Origin of the sequence: Candidatus Brocadia sp., assembly GCA_021646415.1 — a bacterium.
GTDB lineage: Bacteria > Planctomycetota > Brocadiia > Brocadiales > Brocadiaceae > Brocadia.
The window spans coordinates 218,973-243,057 of sequence record SOEU01000001.1; the positions used below are offsets into that span (position 1 = coordinate 218,973).

At 40.4% G+C, this 24,085-nt stretch carries 17 protein-coding genes, 1 pseudogene and 1 riboswitch; of the genes and pseudogenes, 7 read left to right on the forward strand and 11 right to left on the reverse strand.

The features are described from left to right. Nucleotides 1-10: 10 nt before the first annotated feature. From E3K36_00885 to E3K36_00915, 7 genes are all read left to right on the forward strand, one after another. Entirely contained in the window at nt 11-1,369 is a 1,359-nt protein-coding gene (locus tag E3K36_00885; protein ID MCF6153816.1) for an AAA family ATPase, read from the forward strand. A 61-nt stretch (nt 1,370-1,430) separates the two neighbouring features. Then, nucleotides 1,431-2,363 carry a tetratricopeptide repeat protein gene (locus tag E3K36_00890; GenBank protein ID MCF6153817.1) on the forward strand — a complete coding sequence of 311 codons (933 nt, stop codon included), beginning with the start codon at nt 1,431-1,433 and terminating at the stop codon, nt 2,361-2,363. 483 nt (nt 2,364-2,846) lie between these two features. Beyond that, nucleotides 2,847-4,601 (forward strand): hypothetical protein, encoded by a 1,755-nt coding sequence (locus tag E3K36_00895; protein MCF6153818.1) that lies wholly within the window; start codon nt 2,847-2,849, stop codon nt 4,599-4,601. Nucleotides 4,602-4,624: 23 nt separating this feature from the next. Next, nucleotides 4,625-5,533 (forward strand): hypothetical protein, encoded by a 909-nt coding sequence (locus tag E3K36_00900; GenBank protein MCF6153819.1) that lies wholly within the window; start codon nt 4,625-4,627, stop codon nt 5,531-5,533. Nucleotides 5,534-5,541: 8 nt separating this feature from the next. Continuing rightward, nucleotides 5,542-6,342 (forward strand): hypothetical protein, encoded by an 801-nt coding sequence (locus E3K36_00905; protein MCF6153820.1) that lies wholly within the window; start codon nt 5,542-5,544, stop codon nt 6,340-6,342. A gap of 26 nt (nt 6,343-6,368) precedes the next feature. Continuing rightward, nucleotides 6,369-8,618, forward strand: coding sequence for a hypothetical protein (locus tag E3K36_00910; GenBank protein MCF6153821.1), 2,250 nt, complete (start codon nt 6,369-6,371; stop codon nt 8,616-8,618). Between the two features lie 31 nt (nt 8,619-8,649). After that, complete coding sequence (locus E3K36_00915) at nt 8,650-8,997, forward strand: hypothetical protein (protein ID MCF6153822.1); 348 nt, start codon at nt 8,650-8,652, stop codon at nt 8,995-8,997. Between the two features lie 106 nt (nt 8,998-9,103). Here E3K36_00915 and E3K36_00920 read toward each other — a convergent pair whose 3' ends face one another. From E3K36_00920 to E3K36_00970, 11 genes and pseudogenes are all read right to left on the reverse strand, one after another. Next, on the reverse strand, nt 9,104-9,889 hold the full coding sequence (locus tag E3K36_00920) for an N-acetylmuramoyl-L-alanine amidase (protein ID MCF6153823.1): 786 nt from the start codon (nt 9,887-9,889) through the stop codon (nt 9,104-9,106). Between the two features lies 1 nt (nt 9,890). After that, nucleotides 9,891-10,034: riboswitch (cyclic di-GMP riboswitch) on the reverse strand. A gap of 133 nt (nt 10,035-10,167) precedes the next feature. Further along, entirely contained in the window at nt 10,168-12,609 is a 2,442-nt protein-coding gene (locus tag E3K36_00925) for a tetratricopeptide repeat protein (GenBank protein MCF6153824.1), read from the reverse strand. A gap of 184 nt (nt 12,610-12,793) precedes the next feature. Continuing rightward, a complete protein-coding gene (locus tag E3K36_00930; protein ID MCF6153825.1) occupies nt 12,794-13,510 on the reverse strand; it encodes a succinate dehydrogenase iron-sulfur subunit in 717 nt (238 codons plus the stop codon). Nucleotide 13,511: 1 nt separating this feature from the next. Beyond that, the gene (locus E3K36_00935; protein ID MCF6153826.1) at nt 13,512-15,233 is read right to left on the reverse strand and encodes a succinate dehydrogenase flavoprotein subunit; all 1,722 of its coding nucleotides are present in this window, start codon (nt 15,231-15,233) and stop codon (nt 13,512-13,514) included. A gap of 130 nt (nt 15,234-15,363) precedes the next feature. After that, nucleotides 15,364-15,834 (reverse strand): septal ring lytic transglycosylase RlpA family protein, encoded by a 471-nt coding sequence (locus E3K36_00940; GenBank protein MCF6153827.1) that lies wholly within the window; start codon nt 15,832-15,834, stop codon nt 15,364-15,366. 86 nt (nt 15,835-15,920) lie between these two features. Continuing rightward, the gene (locus tag E3K36_00945; GenBank protein MCF6153828.1) at nt 15,921-16,901 is read right to left on the reverse strand and encodes an abhydrolase domain-containing 18; all 981 of its coding nucleotides are present in this window, start codon (nt 16,899-16,901) and stop codon (nt 15,921-15,923) included. A gap of 20 nt (nt 16,902-16,921) precedes the next feature. Continuing rightward, nucleotides 16,922-17,677, reverse strand: coding sequence for an NAD-dependent deacylase (locus E3K36_00950; protein MCF6153829.1), 756 nt, complete (start codon nt 17,675-17,677; stop codon nt 16,922-16,924). Nucleotides 17,678-17,831: 154 nt separating this feature from the next. Next, entirely contained in the window at nt 17,832-19,766 is a 1,935-nt protein-coding gene (locus tag E3K36_00955) for an SWIM zinc finger domain-containing protein (GenBank protein ID MCF6153830.1), read from the reverse strand. A gap of 34 nt (nt 19,767-19,800) precedes the next feature. Continuing rightward, nucleotides 19,801-20,505, reverse strand: a pseudogene (locus E3K36_00960) (NAD-dependent deacylase). Between the two features lie 146 nt (nt 20,506-20,651). Continuing rightward, the gene (locus E3K36_00965; protein MCF6153831.1) at nt 20,652-23,042 is read right to left on the reverse strand and encodes an NACHT domain-containing protein; all 2,391 of its coding nucleotides are present in this window, start codon (nt 23,040-23,042) and stop codon (nt 20,652-20,654) included. Nucleotides 23,043-23,102: 60 nt separating this feature from the next. Further along, a complete protein-coding gene (locus E3K36_00970; protein ID MCF6153832.1) occupies nt 23,103-23,945 on the reverse strand; it encodes a hypothetical protein in 843 nt (280 codons plus the stop codon). Nucleotides 23,946-24,085: the final 140 nt, after the last annotated feature.

Below are 24,085 nucleotides of genomic sequence, written 5' to 3' on the forward strand. Positions count from 1 at the left end.
GTAATGTCTTATGTATTATGAATATTGGGGACTTTCAAAACCGCCATTTGATAATGTTCCTGACCCAACAATGTATGCAGAATGTCATGCTTCTATGGAGAGTGCTATTGCGGAAACCATGTTTGCCATAGAAGAAGGGGAAGACTGTGTTGCTGTTATCATTGGAGATGTGGGTTTGGGTAAAACTACGTCTCTGAGAATTATTATTGATTCCTTGCAACAAGGGAAATATAAAATTGCATTAATTACTAATCCGAGTACTACTTTTGTTCAGATTATGAGAGAAACCATTGGCCAGCTAACTGGAAAGCAATGTGAAGAAAAGAGAAAAGTTGATTTGTTGGAAATCTTTAATAAGCTTTTATTTGACACGATTGATGAGGGGAAAAAAGTTCTCATATTTATTGATGAAGCAAATGCCATTTCATCTGCAAACCTTGAAAATCTGAGACTTCTTACCAATATGCAGGATGACCGGAGAAATTTATTTACGTTGGTTCTTGCGGGGCAGATTGAACTAGCCCGTCGATTAGAACATCCAAAACTAACCAACCTATTTCAGAGGATTGGGACGTACAACAGAATCAATAAGTTACAATCGGAGGATTTGATAAGGACATACGTGGAAACAAGGTTGAAACTTGCAGGAGGAACAAGGGAAATTTTTAAAGAAAATTCATTTAAATTCCTATGGGAATATTCAGAACACGGAGTACCCCGTCTTATCAATAAAATTTGTAAATTATCTTTAAAGGCGGGAGAAACAAATAAATTTAATGAAATCGACGCAGAAGTTGTTCGTCAGATTGGAGAACGTTTCCAGAAAATGCATAGTCCTGCGACCCAAAAGAGAATAACTAAGAAAAGTTCCAAAGAAAAAATATTTTCGGACATAACTGAAGAAGTCACATGTATTTCTGATGCTAATTTTATAGATCGAGGAAACGGAAAACCTGTATCAGTTCCTGAGGAAGATAACCATACAAAACCGGTATTATCTTTTAAAGAGAAAGAATGCAACATAACTGAGAATTCAAAAGACGGCGGAGAAAAAGAGTTAAAACCAGATATAGAACCGTTGGATACAAGAAAGTTAGCGACGGTCCCTACGGAAAATAATTCGAGGATACAAGAAAGTTCATCGGAAATAGAGATAGAAGGATCTCTGGTAAAAATAGATTTTCCCTCTCACATTATTCAGCAAGCTCAGTTTTCTACTCAGGAAAACCGTACGAAACTAGCCGGTGTTATGGCTGCACAAACTCTTAAAGAAAATCCACAATTAATAAAATCCCCTTCAGCGGATCCTGTTTCTGTATGGTGCACTATCAGAGATTTTGTATTGAGCAGGATAACACAGGAAAATTGAGTTATTCAAAAGGTTCCTCGTGCTATACCTTTGTTTTTATTAAATTACAGAATAAGCGCTCATGGACAGAAAAACTTTAACTGAAAAAAGATTTAAAGAAAGATATCAACACAATCATAGTAAACCAGGTTCAGGTGGGATTATAAAGACTTACGAAAAAAACAAAAAGCAGAACAACAACATTTCGGATGTTTATGCAAACCTTGGTTTTGCTTGTCTGACAAATGAAAATTATGCTGAAGCACTACCGTATTTTCAAAAAGTAATTGATTTAGAACCAAATAATCAGGAAGCACTTCATAATCTCGGCTACATTTATGAAAAAATGAACAGATACGGCAGTGCGAAACAAATGTATGAACAAGCAATAAAATTGGACCCGGGAAATATTGAGTTGATTATTAATATCGCTCATAATCTAGAACTGGAAGGTAACTATCATGGGGCAGTTGCATATTATAAAAAAGCCATTGAACGAAAACCGGACGCTATTGTCCCACGTTTTTGTTTAGCTGTTCTTTATGATATGCACGATATGTTTGATGAGGCATTAGAAGAATATAACGGTGTCTTAGAAAGAGAACCTGATTCCATAAAGGTCTTATTCAATATGGTGAATCTTTATCTCCAACTTGGTGATTATAAAAAATCTATTAATTCCTTAAAAAAAATATTGGAACTGGATCCAAATAACATTGAAGCATGGAATAATTTGGGTTCTCTTTATCTTGATTTAAAAAATTACCGGGAGGCAACTATTGCTTTCCAGCGAGCCCTTTTGCTTAATCCCTTTCACGAAGAAACTCATTTGAATCTTGCCAGAATACAGTATTTTCAATATTGTTCAAATCCAAAAAGTTTAAAGAAGGAAGAGATTACACAAAGACTCAACTTTGTTATGTCCATGAATCCAAAAAACAAGAAAGGGCAAAAGCTCTTAAACGTCGTAATGAAAAATGGTAAAAAAATTCAAAGAAACAAGTTGTTTGACTGAAAAAATATGGGATCAATTCTGGCGCTGTACAATAAAGTATTCATTAAAATTGCTAGCGTAAATTACCCCTTAATTAAATAGTAATACACAATTACACTTTATGCCCCTGGTTGTGCCATAGACCTCTCTGAGGTAAACTCCACAGTTTGTTTTTCTTTAGACAATTTCCAACAAAGCCTTTAATCAAGGCACAGTAATATTTATCTCACGTTTAACATTAACAACTATAAAGATTTGATTTTTATATGTAATTTCTGAACATATTTGTTAATTTTAAAGAATATGACTAAAAATTAAATAGTTTTCTATGATTGCGATAAATTAACAAACAACAGCTAACTTAAAGAAGTAATAACTTTAATTATTTAGGATATTTTAATATTTAGATAAAGATATTTTGTTGTTTTGGTATCTGATTTGTGAATTATTAACTTATAAATTAATTTCTTAAGAAAAATCAGTAAAACCTAAGAAATAATACTTATGAAATTAAAATATCTGAATATTAAACCTAAAATTCCAAACTTACATACCCGTAAGCTTTCCCAAATATTTAAACACGCAAGAAAAAAATCTGCCTGGGGACTTGATATAAATGAATGCTTTTTAAGGGTGGCAAAAATCACTCAGGTATCTAATGAATTATTGATTGACGATCTCAGTATAATTGAAATTCCTCCGCTTCAATCCGAAGCAAATATTTCACAATCTGTTCATATCAAAGAGGCTATTCAAACTTTTCTTACTAGGCACCGCATACTAAATGACGATAAAGTAGTAGTGTCTATTTCTGGACAATCTGTGTTGCCAAGGTTCATTAGCATCCCCCCCGTAGACAAAAAGCAGTTAAAAGGTATCGTAAGTTATGAGGCAATACAACAAATTCCCTTTGATCTTAAAGACATTGTATGGGATTACCAACAATTAACAGAAAAGGTTGCCGACATAAACAGTATCGAGGTTGGTTTATTTGCATCTAAGCGAGTAACACTCGATCAGTTGTTGGCCAATATCTCACATCTTAAACCTAAGCTAAATGCAATACAGGCTGCACCGCTGGCAATTTACAATCTAATTTCTTTTGATCAGCAAATCGATGGCCTGACAATTATCATAAACTCGGAAGCAGAAAATACGGATCTCATTATTGTTGACAATCTCTATTTTTGGCTCAGAAGCATACCAATTTCCACGGTAGATACCGATCTCATAAAAGAAATCCAGAGGTCTATGGAATATTACAAATCTTTAATGAAGGAGGCAGCGAATTTTCAGACTATTTTACTCGTGGGAAATAAATTTAAAGAACCCCAAAACGTAAAATTCGTTACCGATAATTTCGCCTATGAGGTAAAGGTCTTGAAGACTTTGAACAATTTAAAATTATCAAACAATATAAATCTTACCTATTTCAACGAAAACATACTACATTTGGGTGTTGCTTTAGGGCTTGCACTTCAGGGAATCGGGTTCGGCAGAATAAAAATTAACTTATTACCGCAGGAACTCATTAAATCAGCAGAAATATCAAAGAAAAAACCTTATGCCATAGCTACCATTGGTTGTTTGGCCCTGTCACTCATTATCCAATATTCTGGATTCCATATGCGGATATCTCACCTTCATGATTCTGGCAACCATTATCAAAAAATATTGCAAGATACAAGGGAACTCGAAAGGACATACAAAAATGCTGAAAGCCTTGCGCAAGCAAAAAAATCTGAACTCGACCTAATTTCCTCCGTCGATTCTTCCCGGTTTATCTGGATGGAAACGCTGGATAAATTACTATCCTTGATACCCGACAACGTATCTATAACCAGTATCCAGTCTTCATGGATAGATGCAGATACCATGAAAACTGAAGACACAACGAAACAAGCGCTTTCAGTGTCTTCTCAGGCAAAAAAGCCTGCTACTCCTGCAAAATCTGGTACTTCAAAAAAACTGCTCCTGATGGGAATCAAAGGAGAAAGCAAAGAACCGAGTATGCGCTTTATAGAAGAACACATACTGAAACCTATTCAAGATATAACCCTTTTTGATCACAGAGTCCCGGCATTCAAAAATGCAGAAATTGTCCCGGGTTCATCCCGGCAAGTAAACTATAAACACAGCGAAGATAGTTATATCAGTTTTGAGATACGATGGATTGTAAAGTCCAAAGAGGAACTTCAACTTGAGGAAAATTCAGTATCATTAATCAACGGATCTTCAACAATATTTAAAAAATCATGATTGAAAATGAAGGTATATAAGGTATGAACATCGGTCGAGATATAAACTTCCTGCGACTCAGGAAAATCTTTCCACGAATTTTCACGGAGGTGTTTGGTTTTTGGATTTCCATAGGTATTGCTTTTTTCATTCTGCTGATCCTCTTGTTTGTACTTATATTTCCGCTGTCAAATCAGCATGTCAGGGTTTATAAAGACAACGAAGACCTATCAATGGCGCTGGAGAAATACGCGATAAAAAAGGACCTCTATAATGACGCATGGATTGAATCGGCAAAACAAGAATCAGAGATTTACAATATAGAAATTGAGAGATGCAGGTCATTTCTGAAAAAAAGAGATGATCGGTTGGAAGCAATTTTTTCAAGAGAAGGTCATGAAAAAGGTCTGATCAAAATTGAAGATGAAGCACTCTGGAAAAATGAATATATAAAAAGGGTTTCTCTATTATTAACAAAACTAGAGACAAACAATATCGCTGTGTGTGAAGGTGCCTTACCATTCCAAAATTGGGGGCCGGACATTCCAACATGGGATACTATCTTACCTGCACAAAAAAGGTTCTGGATTCTGGATGCAATTATCAACGTTGCTCTGAACGATACCGGAGTTACAAAACTTGAAAAAATTACATTCCGTGAATCATCCCCTACATACGATCCTTCTTTTGGGCGGTTTTATACTATTATACCCATTACTCTCAAGGTTGAATTGCAGGCGGATCGTATCCAATTTTTCCTGCATGATATTTTAAAATCAGATATTTCATTTGTTATTGAGGGTATCACGATTTTGAGTACTGATAAAGTCTCGAATCCTGACGCATTAATGGGAAACGAAGATGCTTTGAGTAAGAAAGGTACGAACAACCATATATCCAATCCGATTGTCGATGTTACTATTGATGCGTATGTTATCGATTACAAGGCATAAATTTAAAAATGGATATTAAAAATTTTACCTTCAAACACGTTGAAAAATTTGTCCTTGGCATTACCATAGCTTACCTTGTTTATGCAATGGTTCATACCTTTATTACATTAAATTTGAGGACACGTGAAATTGATACAAAATTGCTTTCACTATCAAATGTAATTAACAGAAAACTCAAAACAAGTATGCCTCCAACTTTGGATAAGGAACTTAAAAATGCTGTACGGTTGGAATCACGTTTTACAACTCCACCCCCAGCTACCTCTGTACAGCAATCCCATCTCTTCGGTAAATTCACAAAAGGGGAAACAGTATCGGGCATTACAACCAAAGATTTATTAAAAAAACCAGAATTACAAGCCCTTCCACATTCAGAGGCTCCTGCTCCGGGAAGTATAGAATTTACCCTGAAAGGCGGGACTGCAGAACTGGCATTGATTCAGGTCAGGAAGCTACATAACGATATATGGTTGACAGAAAGTTTTACCGTGGAAAATGGGAAACCAATTGGAGATAAAAGAGTAATAAACAGAAAAGCGGTGGATTTCAATACACACTGTAGATTAATAAAAATTATTCCTTTTGCACAAAAACCACTTATCCTAAAAAAATCTACACTTCTTCGGAATGAAAAGGGTGAATTTATAGGTACCTCTCTTGCGGAAGAAAAGCACATGATTTCAACTTCGAAGATCGTGTTTGAAGATAAAAAGGGAGAGTCCCACGATTTATGGATAGGAGAATTAGTAAATTTGGGGACAGAAACTGTTACTGTTTACTCATCAGTAAATATCCCTTCGACCAACTAACAATACCTTTTTAAAAAGGGGCTTTTATGAAAAGTATCTTCACTCTCATCTCAATTGTTATCTTGAATATATGTTTATCATTCTTTGCACCAAATCGATCTCTGTTACAAGGTAAAGATGCTTCAGAAACGAAATCTCCTCCTACGAATAATTATTACCTTAAGACCGCCAAAATGTACATCGGACTTGAAGATTACGCGAGGGCCTTTGACTCACTCGAATTGGCTATCCTGTTGGAACCTGATAATGCTGAAGCACACACATTACGCAAAGAATCCCAACGGCTTCTGGAAGAGAAAAAAGATTCACGCGAGATACAGGATAAAACCAGCGCACCTAAAGAAATGGCAACCTCGCTTACTCCGGACCATGATCCGGTATCTTTACTGCAAAATGTATATATTGCCATTGAGGACGAACGATACGACGATGCTATAGAAATAACTCATGCAATACTAGCTACTGACCCGACTAACGAAGAGGCGCTGTACCTTAAAGAAAAGATAAATGATATAAGACACCGACGTATCACCGGGGGCCTGAAAGTCACCGACAAACAAGAAAACTTAAAAAGCCAGGAATACCTCAGAGAGGCATCTATTCCCTACCAGGACACCTTACAATTTCCTGTAAAGGAACAATGGAGAGATATTTCAAAGCGTACACTTCCGGAACTGGATAAAATTGTAAAGGAAAACAAGAGAAAAACAGAGCAACTCAGGCTCATTCCAAATCCTGTTCTTGAGTCATCGCCAAAGGTTATTGAAGATGCCCTGAATACGATCATTTCATTTGAGTTTTTAGACACGCCATTAAAAGACGTTGTCATTTTTATAAGAGAAAAAACAAATATTAATATGATCATTGATCCGGAAGCGGGAAATGTCTCGGTTTCATTAAAGCTGAAGGATGTACCATTAAGAACCGCCTTGAAATATATCTTACCGAAAAGCCATGAATATGTAATTGAAGGAGACATCATCCATATTTATAAACAAAAAATGGAAATGCGTGTCTATGATGTGAGAGATATTTTAATTAATATGGATGATAGGGAACCCCTTGAATTTGATATTACAGCGGCAGCAAGCGCTCAAACTGGAGGTATGGGTAGAGGTATGGGGATAAGAAGAGGGGAGGCCGTTAAAGTAAAAGACTCCTCAGAACGAGTATTCGATTTGATTGAATTGATTGTTGCCACCGTTGAACCTTCGTCATGGTCATCCCGTATCAGTGTTATCGGCGCTTCTGCAACTGGGATGCAAAGGCAGATTACTATGGCCGGACAAGGTGAAGGAAGCATTATTGCCAGGGTGGGTCAACCCGGAGATCTTGTAGTGGTCAATAGTAAATATGTCCATAAACAAATTGAAGATTTATTGGCTTCTTTAAGATCGTCACAAAATATCCAGGTAAATATTGAAGCCCGTTTCATTACCGTCTCAGATACATTCTTTGAAGAACTTGGAAGCGAGTTTAGCGAATTCTTTAGTGAAGATTCATCTATTGATACAGGTGCCGATACAGATATTAGTGACCTTGTATCCGGTAATGGTCTCCAGGTAAACTATTCCATCTTAAGCGACTCTATGCTAAAAGGGTTCTTGCGCGCCGTCCAGGAAAGTAAAGATTCTGAAATACTCACTTCTCCCAGAATAACACTCTCCAATACACAACGTGGAAATATTGCCGTCGTTAGAACCATTAATTTTGTTCAAAGCACTTCGGTCTCCGAGGGTGTCGTAACCCCTGTTATTGGAACAATACCACAGGGAACTACTTTTGACGTAAGACCTGTTGTGACTGCAGACAGAAAGTACATCTACCTGGAAGTGACTCCTTCTGTGTTTCAAGTTGAAGAGATACAGGAGTTTACTTTTAGCAGATTATCTACGACTGTAGAAACAATTGGTGGAGGCGTTGGGACTGCCAATATACCTCCAGAACAAATAGTCCAATTACCCCAAATAAATGTTTCTCAGGTATCTGTAACGGTCAGTGTTCCCGACAAAGGCACGCTGATGATTGGTGGATTGGGTTCTATCACAAAAGATAATCTTACTACCGGTATTCCAATACTGTCCAAGATACCCGTATTAAAAAGGTTATTTACCCGTGATCAAAAAAATAACAAAAAATCAAACCTCGTTATCCTTTTAAAACCGACAATCCTCATCAGGGAAGAGCAAGAGGCAAATTTCCTTAGCCTATCGAATAAAAAATTCAATACAACAGATTCAAACAATAAAAAAATTAGCGGGCTTGCTTTAGACTGATAAATGCTGAATTGTTTTTGGAGGTATCATAATGCACAGAATATATAGCGTAAATACACTTTTACTCGTTATTATTGCCTTACTACTCATGATGCTTGTGTTTAAGAATACGACAAATTATGTCGTTGCACAAGGAGACGGGAATGCACGGCATGTCTTCGGCGTCGTGGGAGAAAAGCAAGGTAACAGACAGCCATTTTACCTTGTAGATACCGAAGAACAGGCCATTATGGTATATGAATATTTTCAGGGAGGCGGATTAGGATTTGTAGCTGCTCGAAATTATAAATATGATAAAAAACTGCAAGAGTATGGAAGACCTTATGGCCTTTCCATTGAAGATGTAAAGGCAGAACTCTTAAAGACACAATCAAAATAACCCAAGACAATAGCAACCAAAAAGAGTTACACGATGCAATAATAAATACTGAACAAAAACTTCCTGAAAAGAACTTTTTTCACCGTAAAACCACAAAAGCCTACTATTATAATTCCTGGATATGATTGTTTCCTTTTGACGCGATTTGCAGCAATCTTGTCTTAATCTCTGCAAATGGGAAATTTTTACCAGGGCAGGCGGTACATTTCTGATGCACCTGCTTATGTTGTAATATATCGGATGAGGCGATGTTGTATTTTCTGGAAAGATACTGAATAAGTCTGACGAGCGAATCGAGTTGGTTTTCAGTTGGGGCTCCACCATTTTCAAAGTCACCAACCAGGCAAATCCCAATTGCTACACGGTTGCAATCCATATTCGCTGTATGCGCACCGTGAATTTGTTTTTCCCACCGCCCGCCAACCTCAATCTCGCCATCTCCCGAAAAAGAACCGTTCCCAATTACAAAATGATAAGCGAGGCCATGCTGCCATTTTCTGTCTTTCCGGTGGTAGTGATCAAATCTGGCAGCATTACCCTTTGCGGTGGCACTATGATGTATGACGATATATTTCCACGGACGTCCATTTACAGCGATGTGACAGAGTTTTTCAAGGTCTTGTAAATAGGGACTAGAAGGCCGTTTCGCCAGCTCAATCTTTGCACAGGTAAAAAAGGGGGTAGAAATACACAAACCCGATGCAACCACGATCATAACGAGCGAAAGGCATTGAACCATCCTCTCGCCCTGATGCATGATTCTATTCCTAAAATACATCTTCGAGTTTCGCGACAATACGGATACTATTTTTCTATACATAGACTGCCGCCTTAACTTAAAGTTTTTAGAAATAAAAAAAGCCCTACTGTGAAAATATTCACTCCTGAACATCTTCGGCAGTAAGGCTATCTTTAAAAGTTAAAGCTTCCTCTATGGTACGCGTCTCTTTTGTTATCTCAGGTGAATCCCGCATGAAACCTATTAAAGACCCTTTCCTTTGCGTCCCCCGATCACTCGGGGTTTGCCTTTATCGTTTTTACATTATAAATGTAATTTTTTCATTGTCAATAAATAATTTCTGGTTTCCAATCTCCGGGTTGGGAACTCACGTAACAAAGAAACCCATCTCATAAAAATCTCATGAAAGAACACAGAGAACCATTGGCTACTTATTTTTTCAGCTTGCTGATGAATTCTTTTATTTCTTTTGCCATGGATTGCCGAGGGTCTAATCTTAGCGTCTCGTTCAGGTGGAATAATGCCCCGGAAGGGTTGTTTAAGTAATTTGCATAAATAACGCCGAGCATTTTATGTGTTAATGGATTATTTGGTTGATAGTGAACCGATCGGCGAAGAGAATCTACCGATTCACTGTATTGTCCTTTCCGGTAAAAGGCGTTTCCAAGATAATAGTATATCTCTCCATCGTCAGGATGGTACTTGACGGCCTCTTTAAACTCAGAAATAGCTTCATCCACAAGATTTTTTGACATATACGCATTTCCCAGGTTACAGTGGGCGTTGCTATCTGCCGGATTATATTTTAAGGCCATCTTAAGTTCCGCAATCGCGTTATCTGTCGATCCCTTCGTCAAATATATCCCCGCTAAATTATTATGTACATCCGCATTGTCAAATCCCCGTGCAACTGCTTCATTCAGTTCGTTAACAGCCCTATCGAGATAACCTTTCTGCGCATAGGCAATGCCAAGGTTATTATGCACATTTGCCAATTTTGGATCGATTTGAATTGCAGTATCAAATTCATTGATAGCCTTATCAAATTGTTCCGTGCCTATATAAACAACTCCCAGGTTGTTATGGGTATCAGCGTTAGCTGGGTCCAGCTTCAGCGCTGTTTTGAACTCAGTCAATGCCTCCCCGAAGTTCCCCATTTCCTTGTAAGTATTTCCCAAATTGTTATGAGTGGTAGAAATCCCGGAGTCTATTTGTAATGTCCTTCGAAACTCTGTAATAGCCTCTTTGTAAAGTTTATTTTCATGGTATGCAAGTCCAAGATTATTATAATAGTAAGGATTGAAAGGGTTACATTGGATTGCTTTTTTATAGAATTCGATAGCCCTGCCGAAAAACCGTTTATTTTTATATATACCACCAAGATTATTATAGGCATCGGCATAAACCGGATTATACCGCAATGCCTCTTGATATTCTTTGATAGCAGTATCGGGCATACCTTTCCTCTCGTAGGCATTTCCCAAGTTATAGTGTGACTCTACATCCCTGGGATTAATTTCCAGCGTCTTTTTATATTTAAATTCGGCATAGTCATAGAAACCTTTCAAACTATGCACGACACCGAGATTGTGATGCGCACGGGTGCTGTTAGGTTCACGATTGACTGTTGAATGCCATAAGGTGAGTTCATCCCGCCATATTCCGTTCCGGTGGACACTGGTACCGCTGAAAATAACAATAACGGTTCCCAGGCATATTGTTGTAAAATTTTTTTTCAGAGTACAATTTTTGATAAGAATTCCTATAGCCCCACAGAAACCCATAATGGGAATATAGAGATATCGTTCTGCCATGATATTCCCTATGGGAATTATATTTAACACCGGCAAAAGCGTGACAAAGAACCACGACAGAAAAAACCCATGTTCTTTATTATTTTGGCACAATCGTATCAGAAGGATGACGGTTGTAATTACGAAAAGCACTGAAATTATAAAAGAGGGTATTCCTGCTGTTACCGACGGAACTACATAGTCTGCATTAAGATTGAATGGAAAAAACAAGAGCTTGATATATGATGCGATAACCTTAACCATGACAAATAGACCCTGCTGAGTTTGATCCAATCGAATGTACGCGTGCCGAAACAGAACAAACCGGATAAACAGATAAAAACCGGTGATTAAAAAATAGCCAATGTAAACACCTTTCGCCCTTTTTATCATTGAACGAAGGGGGCTGGCGGGAGTTGCAGAAAAGACGTTAAACAGCATAAGCATGATAGGGAATGTAACCGCCATCTCTTTTGAAAAGAGCGACAAGAGGCAGGAAAATAAAGAGCCTGCATAGTACGTAAAAAATTTACCCCGGGTTAAAGATTTTTCGTCAATTTTCAGGAATAAGACGAAGGCGATTAAAAAAAAGAGCGCGGCAAGGATGTCTTCCCGATAACTAATGGAGTTTACCGTCTCGGTGAGGATTGGATGCGTGATAAACAATAAGGTTGAGACGAAGGCTACTGTTTCTACCTTTGTAACCTTTTTCAGAAAGACGTAAAACAATACGGTATTTGCTGTTTGAATGAGGATGTTTGTAAGATGAAAACCAGCAGGGTTTAAACCCCAAAGGAAATAATCGATAAAATACGATAGCGTAACAACGGGACGATAGCTAAGTTCTCCGGAGAGGATAAAGTAATGAAAGGAGAAGATTGAGTGGAGGTTTTTCCAGTTCTTAATCAGATTATTGTTTACGATGGTTGCTGAGTCATCGTAAACAAAGGTATTGCTCAGGGTGTTAATAAAGACGGCGACCGATATTACCGCCAGAATACCATAAGGAGCAATGTTTTTCAGATACTTGTTCAATTTTGTGGGGAAGTAACAGGGCGCAGGAGAACGAACAGTGCTCATAAAAACATTATCATTCAACCATATTAAAAAATAAAAGCCCCCCCTTTCTCAGGATAGCAACCTGTAGTTTGGTTGCTGATTCGTAAGAAACGAGCTGCAGGTGAAAAGAGTTTAACACATACCCAGTGGGAATGCAAATATCATACGCATTATATTCCTGCCTTTGATAAGAGGCCTTGTACTATCATACCTGACCACTTTTACCTTTCGTTTTCTGTATCTCCTGTTTAATGGTATTGATGTATTTTGTAACCGGGATCTCTTTTGGACAAACACGTGTACACTCGTAGTGGTTGACACATCCCCATGCTCCATCAGGATAATCCAGTTGCCTGAGCCGTTCCAGATACTTATCATCCCGCGAATCAAAAATGTACCTGAATGCCCATACCAGGGGGGCAGGACCTATAAACCGCTCGTTTTTGTTAACCACCGGGCAGGCACCCATGCAACAGGCACACAAAATGCATCTGATAGCAGTGTCCAGTTGTTTGCTGTTCTCTGGTGATTGCGAACGCTCTTTTTCCGGAGGGACGGTTTCAGAGATTAAATAAGGACGAACAAGTCTTACTTTCTCGAAGAATGGCTCCAGGTCCACAACCAGGTCTTTGAGAACCTTATAAGAGGGGAGTGGTTCCAGAACTACCTCCTGCCCTTCATATTCTTTTACCAGCTTCTGGCAAGCCAGGGCGCAGCGGCCATTGATTTTCATGGCATCAGAACCGCACACACCATGGCCGCAGGACATCCGGTAACTGAGTGTTCCATCCTGCTCCCATTTAATCCGGTTGAGGCAATCCAGTATACGATCCGAAGGATCGGCGGAAATCTGATAATTCTGGTAATAAGGTTCTTTATTTGCCTCCGGATCAAAACGGTATATCTTGAATTTCATTTCCATATCAGTAAACCCTCGGTTTTGGTTCAAATCGCGTAATAGTCACCGGCTTGTAGAAGAGGTTATAACCGTCATTAGTTTTCCGGATCATGGTATGTTTGAGCCAGTTTTGATCATCTCTTTCGGGATAATCTTCCCTGAAATGAGCACCCCGGCTTTCTTCCCTTGCCAATGCAGAAACCAGGATTATATATGACAGGTTGAGTAAGGATTCTAATTCAAGGGCTTCCGTAAGGTCTGTGTTAAATCTGAGTCCGCGATTATCTATTGCAACTCCCTCATATCGTTCCATTAAAGACTGGATAGTTGCAAGGGCTTTATTCAGGTCTTTCTTGTTACGGAATACGGAGCAATACGCCATCATGGCCTCTTGCATCTCATTCCTCAATACCCCGGCCTTTTCTCCATCCTGTCGCATCTTTAAACGATCGATCTTTGCAAGAGTATCCATTTCTGGATGGTCGGGCAACGAGACCCATGCAAGGCTTTCCAGTACCTGGAGTATCTTTTTCCCCGCCCTGCGCCCAAACACCACAAGGTCAAGTAGCGAATTACAACCCAACCGGTTAGCACCGTGCACCGATACACAGGCGCATTCTCCGGCTGCATAAAGGCCTTGTATCACCTGTTGGTTTTCACCAAGAACCTGGCCATCCAGGTTTGTGGGAATCCCTCCCATCATATAGTGGCAGGTGGGCTGCACGGGGATAAGATCCCTGGCCGGGTCAATTCCCAGATAGATCCGGACAAAGGAGGAAATATCAGAAAGCTTCGCTGCAAGATGTTCTTTCCCCAGATGGGTAAGATCAAGGTGAATGTAATCCCGACCATCAATTCCCCTGCCCTCACGAATTTCGTCATAAATTGCACGACTAATGACGTCCCGTGGAGCAAGATCTTTTAAACCAGGGGCATACCTTTCCATAAACCGATCCCCTTTCCCATTCCGAAGCATACCCCCTTCGCCGCGGGCTGCTTCACTAATGAGTACACCCAGGCCATAAATACCGGTGGGATGAAATTGAACAAACTCCATATCCTCAAGAGGCATCCCTGCCCTATAGGCAAGATACACCCCATCCCCGGTATTCGCGAAACAGTTGGAGGTAGTTTTGTACACCTTGCCGAAACCACCCGTTGCTAACACGACTACCCTCGAATGAAAGACGTGAACAGCACCCGTTGCAAGCTCGTATACCACGAGACCTGCAACCGTGTTCTCCTGCATAATCAGATCCAGCAGATAAAATTCTTCATAGACCTTAATCCCCTTCCGGAGTGATTCGAAGTACAAGGTATCCATAATTACCCTGCCAGTACGGTCGGCTGCATGACATGCCCTTTTAACCGGCGCCTTGCCGAAATCGCGGGTATGGCCACCAAATGCCCGCTGAGCAATGGTACCAGCCGGGGTCCTGTTGAAGGGAACCCCCATATGTTCCAGCTCATAAATAGCCCGGAGGGCATCTTGCGCCAGAACTTCAGCTGCATCCTGGTCAGTGAGAAAATCCCCCCCTTTGACCGTGTCGTACATGTGCCATTCCCATGAATCGGGCTCTTCATTGCCCAGTGCTCCGGCAATACCCCCCTGGGCAGCACCGGAATGAGAGCGGGTGGAAAACACCTTACTGATCAGGGCAACATCCGCAACTCCCGCCACCTCTACTGCGGCCCGCAAACCGGCAAGCCCGGCGCCCACTATGAGAACATCGTGTTTGAATTCCATGATATATCAGGTTTGTTTCTTGTTTTTAATTTAATTTTTTATAACAGATATCTGTTAGCATACCAAGAAAAATATGGACGGCGTTCCCAATTATCCACAGTTATCAAGTTGGATAAAGAACGAATCCCTTTTAATTGAAATTCTGACCGGTTTTTTCTATGATCGTTATACCTACTTTTGCAATCCCGCTCTCTATCAAATCTAATTCTAGACCGGCCCTATGTGAAACATTCACAATCCTGTTCGCCGTGCGAGGAAAACGGTCTATGACAATTACTTCAACTTTTCTTTTATTCATCAGGTTGGTAATTAATATTTTTGTTCCAAAGGGCAGCGACGGATGTGCAGCTGTCAATTTGTTTTTATCATAACGGACACCACTCGCGGTCATTTTGCCATCGTAATCATCAGAAATGAATGAAGCAATGCCTTTTTCCTCATAAAGATCAGATTGCTTGTTGCTGTTGTTTTTGGCGTCGGTTTTTTTAATGTCAATTGATTTAATATCAGTTTTTCTGACGTCAGTATTTCCACAGCCAATAACACATGCAATGCCAATGAATAGAAATGAATAGTTCTTTATTTTTAAGTTTTTATACATGATTATCCCCTATTATTTTTGCAAATCCCAAAACGTTCTAATCTCTTTATTTAAAAAGCGAATATATATCACAGGGTGCTGAAGAACTAATTTATTTCATGAATGAACTGAATTATATCCTTTATAATGCTTTTTGCAAAAAAAACCATGCTTGCATGTGCGCAGGGATACCACCTTATCTTCGGCCTTCCCAATGCCTCCCACAGTTCCGTTGTAAATTTCACGGGCACGGCCTCATCATAAAGTCCATTTATCATGAGTAGATTCTTTGTTTTATTGTGTTTTGCCATGAGGGTAGGGTTAACAATCTGGTAAATATGGTTGGCTTGTTCACGGCTAATGCCAGCCTTTATATGGGCATCTCTTACACTGTTTGTTGCTATTCCCTCCCAGATAATACCCGCATTATTACCACCCCCCAACAGTGTGATCCCAGCATCAAACGCCTCCACAGCCATTGCCAGATGTGCCATCATGCCGCCCAGGCTAATTCCTACGATACCAACTTTTTCCCCCTGTTTCCTGAGCCAGGATGAAACCACCCTGACTTCTATGATATGCTGACGCGTCCCTTCAACTGTCCTGGATATATCTCCCGTAAGGACATACTCACCACTAAAAGTACCCTTCGGTGCCCTTTCAAAATGGAAAGGAAGCTTAAGGATGAAGCAATTCACATTATGTCTGGCTAATATCCGGGCAAATTTTTTCTCTGGCCAAAGATTTCTTCTCCCCCATCCGTGAAGAAGAATTACCGACACGGAATCTTTTTTCCCGGAAGTCTTAAAATAAATTCCGTAAGCAGCGTTATTTTCTCTATATCTGGTCTGAACAGGACTAGGAAAGCTAACATCAAAGATTTTTACGCAATGGACATCAGCAACCCTGGTTATTGAAAAATCTGGTATCCTCTCTGGCTTCATATAAAATAATTCGGGATTTTCCAGGTACTCTTTTCGGGTGAAGGAACTGAAATCGTATATATCAGGTCTTTGTGGTACACGGATTTTGAAGGGAAAGGCACGAAAATATAATCTATCAACAGCTTGCATAAAATACTGAATCATGGCTTACTTTCATAAAAGATTCAAATCTTTTTTATCTCCTCAACGATCCTGGGAAGGGCCGTTCCTGCCTTTTCCATAACAAAATAATCTGCATCGGGAAAGGCCTTCTCAATATTGATTTCAATAATCTGAGCCCCGTTCTGTTTTGCCAGAAAAGGCAAAGATGCCGCCGGTTGGACAACGGCAGATGTACCGACGAGGAGCATTATCTTGCACCTTGCAGATTCTTCCTGTGCCTTCATGAGCGCATCCCGTGGTAACTGCTCTCCAAACAAAACGGTATTTGGTTTCAGGACGCCTCCGCACGAACAATAGGGTGGTGTTCCACCGGGAATATGTGGTGCCCTATATTCCTTGCCGCATGTCAGACAGTAGATCTCTCTGAGGCTTCCGTGAACCTCAATAACATGTTTACTACCGGCCTTTTTGTGCAGACCATCGATATTCTGTGTTATCACGCATCGTACGATTCCCAATTGCTCAAGTTCTGCCAGGGCTAGGTGGGCCTTATTTGGCTGATAACTGTCGTAGTTCCTGATAAAATCCCCCCGCAATGTCCAGTATTTTGAAGGATCTTTCCTGAAAACTTCAATTGAGGCATACACTGCCGGATCGTACTTTTCCCAGAGCCCGCCCTGTGATCTGAAGGTAGGTATTCCACTTTCTGCCGATATGCCGGCACCCGTCAGCGCCACACACTGCTTGAGATCAACCAGTAATTTCGCAACTTCTTTATAGAAAACCTTAATATGATCTTTCCCTTGAGACAGCAACATTTTGTTTACTGCAAGTAAATACCCCATTGTGTTCGACTGAGCTCACACCGAAGGCTTGTCGAACCATCACGCCGAAGGCTCACAACAAAGTCCTCTTCTTGCAAAGGGAAGGAGGTAAAAAACTTACAAAAAAGGAAGTTTTTATACAGGGATACTATATAATCCTTTCTCCGGTAAGGGTACGTAAACTTTGTATAAATCGTATCTTCTTTTTATTGATTTCTCTTAAAACGGCTACATAAGATTCCCACTCCTTCGTCCGATGGGTCTTTCGATAAATGTCACGCACCTGTTTCAGATAGCCCACTGCTATTTCGTACGCTGATGGCTTCGTTAACGCAATTTGATTTTCTGCCAATGCGCACCATATCTTTAGCGCCTCGTCAGGGTACTTTCCTGCGATAGCATGGGCAACCTGGACATGTTTTTCGGAAAACCAACGATCCTTAGCGTAAGACTGTCTGTACCAATGCAATACCTTATCAGCGTCTTTCTCCTTTTCCGCTATATCAATTAATACATCATATGCAGGGAAACTTTTGGAATACCTTTCTTTGATTTTTTGTGGGGCCTTTATATCTCCTCGGGTAAGCACGTTTCCCGTTTCTAAAAACTGTAGTGCCCAGTCCCTGATCGTTGTTTCGCTTTTCGTGTTGACCGCTGCTTCTATGAGTTTATTGTAATTTTTCAGGCAAGGATACTCTAAAAATTCTTCCTGTCGTAGGAATAAGATTGAATGATAGTCGCCGCTTTTTTCTGCAAGTTTTGCAATATGTTCCCTCAGGGTACTCCCAATTCCCGGGTACTTTTGGCCAACCTGCTTTATGCCCTCTTCCGCAGCTTCCCTGGCCTCATCATATTTTTTTGCCCCGATCAACCTCTCAACATACCGTAACCAGCTGCCGGTGATTTTTGCCTCTTTCTTGCATAAGGGAAGTACCTCTTCGTTCCTGCCCGATTTTTCTAAGGCAGAGATAAGAAAATTGGAAATGCGGTCTCTCCGGTAATTACTGCTAAACTCGTTGTTAGAATTCTTTGAGGATGGCAAATGGGCAAGCCTGTCTGATAAATCGTCTGCCACTGCAGACCATGCCGATGTGTCACGTATTGATTCTAAGATCCCGTGGGTACCACCGCACAGATCATATTCGTCCTGTAATTCCGCTTCTATGATGAACATAATCTTCCTGACGTTTGGCCATTCACACTTTTTAACCGCTTGAAATCCGATTTCCAGGCATTCAGAAATTTGCAAAGCTGAATCACCTTCGTCATCACAAGTTTCAACGTAAGCATTACCTTTTTCCAGCAATTCCCCGGCAATAGTAATAACGGCATCATAATAACCCTGGTCAAAAAGATGCAATATCATAGACTTCACCCTGCTAAAATCTGCCGGGTTTCCTTCGCCTGACCAATGATTGTGCCATGCCGGTTCTGATGTGATATTGTCTATCTCGCTTCGTATACTGGAAATGAGTTTTTCCACCTTGCCACCGGCTAACCGTGCACTGTCTAAAAGTTCTGTATAAACCTCCGGATACTTGTTTGCAAGCATTATCACTAATTTCTTCAGGAACTCCTTGTCGTGCTGGTCAAGAAACTCTGCGATATCGTTGTCCGGGTTTGATTTAGCGGAAGACTTTTTTGATCGGGTTTGGGTATCTCCGGGATCATCGTAGTCATCTTCTTCGTACTCACCGTCGTCAAGTCCTTTCATCTTCATGATGTCCGGGTCCTTCGATTGAGCCATTGGTACTTTTCTCTTGTCTTTAATTGCCTGGGAAAATGCCAGGAGCGTGGCGACGGCATGCTTGCAACCGCTGCCGTAGGGACAGGTACAATCAGAGACAACTTCCTTCTGCCGACCTTGCCCATGTATCGCAACGAGGGTTGTATATTCATTGGTACCGGAAACATTGGCAAGAATTCCACCCGGTGTAATTCTCAAGTTCGTAACCCTGCCGCGCTTGAAATAATCTTCTCCTCTTTTTAAGGTACGGCTGCCAGCCCAATTCAGCAAATCATTCCAGGTTAATTCTTTAAAGTTCTCTTCCAGGTTTTTCAATGACAATCTTGCCTCCTTCATTCTCCAAAAATCTTCATTATATGAAATCAGCTTTTTACAGAATAGGTATCTTTTTTATCTCTTCAACGATCCTGGGAAGGGACGTCCCCTGCCTTTTCCATAACAAAATAATCTGCATCGGGGAAGGCCTTCTCAATGTTGATTTCGATTATCTGCGCCCCGTTTTGTTTTGCCAGAAAAGGCAAGGAAGCAGCGGGCTGGACAACGGCAGATGTGCCAACAAGGAGCATATCTTGCACCTTACGGATGCTTCCTGTGCCTTCGAGAGGGCGTCCAGGGGCAACTACTCTCCAAACAAGACGGTGTTTGGCTTCAGGACGCCTCCACACGAACAATACGGTGGAGTCCCATCGGGAACGTGTGGCGCTCTATATTCCTTGCCGCATGTAAGACAGTAGATTTCCCTGAGACTTCCGTGGATCTCAATGACATTTTTACAATCGGCCTTTTTGTGCAGACCATCGATATTCTGTGTTATCACGCATCGTACGATTCCCAATTGCTCAAGTTCTGCCAGGGCTAGGTGGGCCTTATTTGGCTGATAACTGTCGTAGTTCCTGATAAAATCCCCCCGCAATGTCCAATATTTTGAAGGGTCTTTCCGAAAAACCTCAATTGAGGCATACACTGCCGGATCATACTTTTCCCAGAGCCCGCCCTGCGATCTGAAGGTAGGTATTCCGCTTTCAGCTGATATGCCGGCGCCTGTCAGTGCCACACACTGCTTAAGGTCAACCATCAATCCTGCAACTTCTTTATATAAAGCTTCACTATCAACGGTTCTTTCAGCCAATAATATTTTCCCGGTTTTTAACTATATTTTATTCTCGTTACTATAATTTTCAAAAAAATCCGACCGCCTTCGGCGATAAAAGGGTAAAAGAGTTAAAGTTTAAGAGTCCTGGCGCAACGAAATCCGATAAAGTAGTCCCGGTAGACCGGAACGTCCAAGTCGCGGTAGGCGCACCGGCAGCTGTAACCCTCAACGCCCCACGAGCCACCGCGCACAACAGGAATTTCACGCTCTCTTTCTTGTAACTTCGAAACATATTTGTCAACGTCTCCGCTATCAAATAATTTATTTACATCTTCATCAAACCGATAATCATGTAATATTTTTCGAGAATGATAATCAGATAATGTCCACTCCCACACGTTACCGCTTAAATCTGAAATTCCATTCGGTGTATTCCCACTTTTGAAGATTCCTACAGGTGAGGTTTTTCCTATTTTGATTTCATAATTATTGCATCTATTCTTATCCCACTTGTTGCCCCATGAATATTTCCTCTTTTCATGGCCAGATGCCGCTGCCTCCCATTCGTTTTCGTCCGGTAGTCGGTATTCATATCCATCGTTTAACGTATGAGTTAACCACCTGGTAAACGCATAAGCTTCATACCATGTTACTCCAACTACAGGAGCATTAGGACATTTCCATTTACGATCATTCCAGAGCGCTGGCTGTTCCGCCTTCGTATATTCAAGCCACTTCTTTCCCTCTTCGCTCCAATAGTCTTTGTTTTTATATCCTCCCGCCTTAATAAATTCTTCAAACCAACTGTTGGTAACAAGATACTTCCCTATTTCAAAGGCTTTTATCGCAACTGTTCCCTGGCTTAATGTATATTCCCCATCAGCAACCGGTATAAATTCCTTCATATTTCTGGTATCCCCAAGCCAGCCAAGTATTTCTCCTGCTTCTACGCGGATTCCAGGTCCAACATCAGCATCGATTATTTCCAACAAACGTCCCTTTGCCTTGTCAAGAACCTCCTCATATCTTCTTTCCTTATGGATATCAATCATGGATTTTGAAGCCAGCAACCACCTCTTAAAAGGTGTTTTATCTTTGCCCTTTACAACATCTTCAACAATCTCATTTGCTACCCCTTTACTATTGATACTCAAGTATCCCACGTATAGCTCAATAACTTCCTTATACCAATCGTTACCCCAGTAACTCCTTATACCCTGGATATGGTTTTTACTGGTATCGGCAACAAAACGGGCAGCCAGGAATTCTTGAAACGTGAGATGCCAGAAAGAATATTGTCCATGTTCACGTTTTAATAAACCGCATTTTGGCTCAATATCATAGAATTGTTCTTTGAGATATATTCTGTATTCCTCATCGCTTGCAGTATTAATGTTTTTGTAAATCTTTTCCATCGTATTAATGCAAGATATTTCGTCTGCTCCTTTTTTCCCTTTGGAATGCATCTCAAAAGCCAGCGTATTTAAAAACGAATGAACCTTTTCGGAATTATTTTTAAATCTCTTGTAGAGAAGGTTATCTATAAATCTCTTGTAAAGTTCTGCACGCTGGCCGGGAAGTTCTTTTCCATCATGATAGAGAATACATATCGCCGTGAGCATGAGGGGATTGTCTTTCAGGAAATCTATGCCAGGATTGTCTTGCATTTCGTGTATCATGCCGTCAGCGCTCTTTGTCCCAATCCCTGAATCACCTGAATATACAGAAGAAAACCACTTCTTAATAAACGAGTTTACCTGCTCCATATTCAGAGACAATATTTTTATATGTCTATCTCCAAATTTATGAATAGCTGCTTCTTCTAATCCATGCGGTCTTCCTGAAAAAACTAATTTATTTCCCATATATTTGATCCTGAAATCAGCAAAGGAGTTTACAACAATTTCTCTCTGCCCCGGACTTATCTCATCGAGTCCATCGAGAAGGAATAGTGCCTTTTTTGCCTGACAAAATGCCTTTATTGTCTCCAGAATGTTTTCTATACTGCCAAAATAATGTGATACCATTTTTTCCGCGGTCTCAGCGTCTGGCTTTATTCCTTCGTTTTGTTCAAAAAAATACTTCGTATCCCTGAGGAATATCAACACGGGCAGAAAATCATCCAGCCCTTTCACACGAATGCTATGAGTCAAATTATACGCCAGATGCTTCAAAAGCGTTGTCTTTCCCGAACCAGGATGCCCTTCTATCAGGAGATATTCATTTTTACCAATTAACTCCTCTATATCTACAGGCTTTTCTCTTAAATCTCGATTGCTTTCACCCTTTTTTACAGGTTTTTCAGCGTAGAGTGGGATAAATATCTCGGGCAACCTTACCTGAATTGCTTCACCTTTTTCGCATAACTTTTCAATATCCATACAAGAGCAATGATTACGTATCCATAGACGGTATCCTTCGGGTATTTCAGGGATTGTTACAGAAACATTTCTTCCCCCATCCTCAGCGCCAAACATTTTAAAGATCTTTGTTCCGTCCTTCCCTTTTTCTGATTCCACACACCATTTTCTTTCTTCTTTAGCAAACTTCCGGAAATTAAGCCGTATCTCATTTTTCTCCTAGTCAAAGGTAATATACTGAAACCGGTTGGGATAGGACGACTCACTTCCGATATAAGTCCCACCAGCTTGAAATTGGTACATGCGTCCATCTAAATCATCATAATATCCGCCTTCTGCATCATGGAGGTGACCAGAAAGTAGTATTGAATTGTTGAAATGTTTTTTATTTATTCTACTATCCACAGGCCATAGCCAGGTCAGCGGATGGTGAAAGACATTTATTACTAAATCAGCTCCCCCTGTTTCTTTGAGTTCCTCCATAGCCTTTTTTACCTGATATTCACCGATGGCAATCTTCCTTTCATCAGGAGATTTTCTGCACATCCATGCCGAATTTAATCCCACAATCCCTACCCTTTTCCCACATGCGGCATTATAGGAAATAACACATGGGATGAGCCTACCATGTTTACTCTTGAGATGCGTATAATTTGTCTCGATAAAATCAAAATAATCTTCCATGCCCTTAATCAAGTCTTTCCTATACTCTTCATTTCCAAGTTCGACATCCAGTTCTTTCATGTTTTCATAAGATGGCACATCTTTTGGTCTATATTTTTTTCGATTTACATCGTGGTTGCCTGGCACAATAAATAGTTTCTGAGAAGTAAGATTCAATGCACTAAGTAAATCATCGAAAAAGTTTTTTGCCAGAGCATATTCTGTCTTTAGGCCAGCATAGGCAATATCACCAGTTACGACTACTATTTCAGGCTTTAAATGAGACTGGAGGTCTTCTTTTGCACGTTCAATGAGTGGATCGAGGACAACAGACCTGTCGAAATTTTCTTCAGATTTTATATGCAGGTCAGAAATATGAAGGATTTGAAATGTATGCATAAATTATCTCCTTTATGCTGTAACTTCCGGTAAGCGACTTGTGCATTTTAACAGAAAATGCAGCCCCGGAGCTTTCAGTCTCCTTACTAACCCCGGGGCAGCGGGGTTATAATTTGTTCGGCTTCATTCAGTCAGCCGAC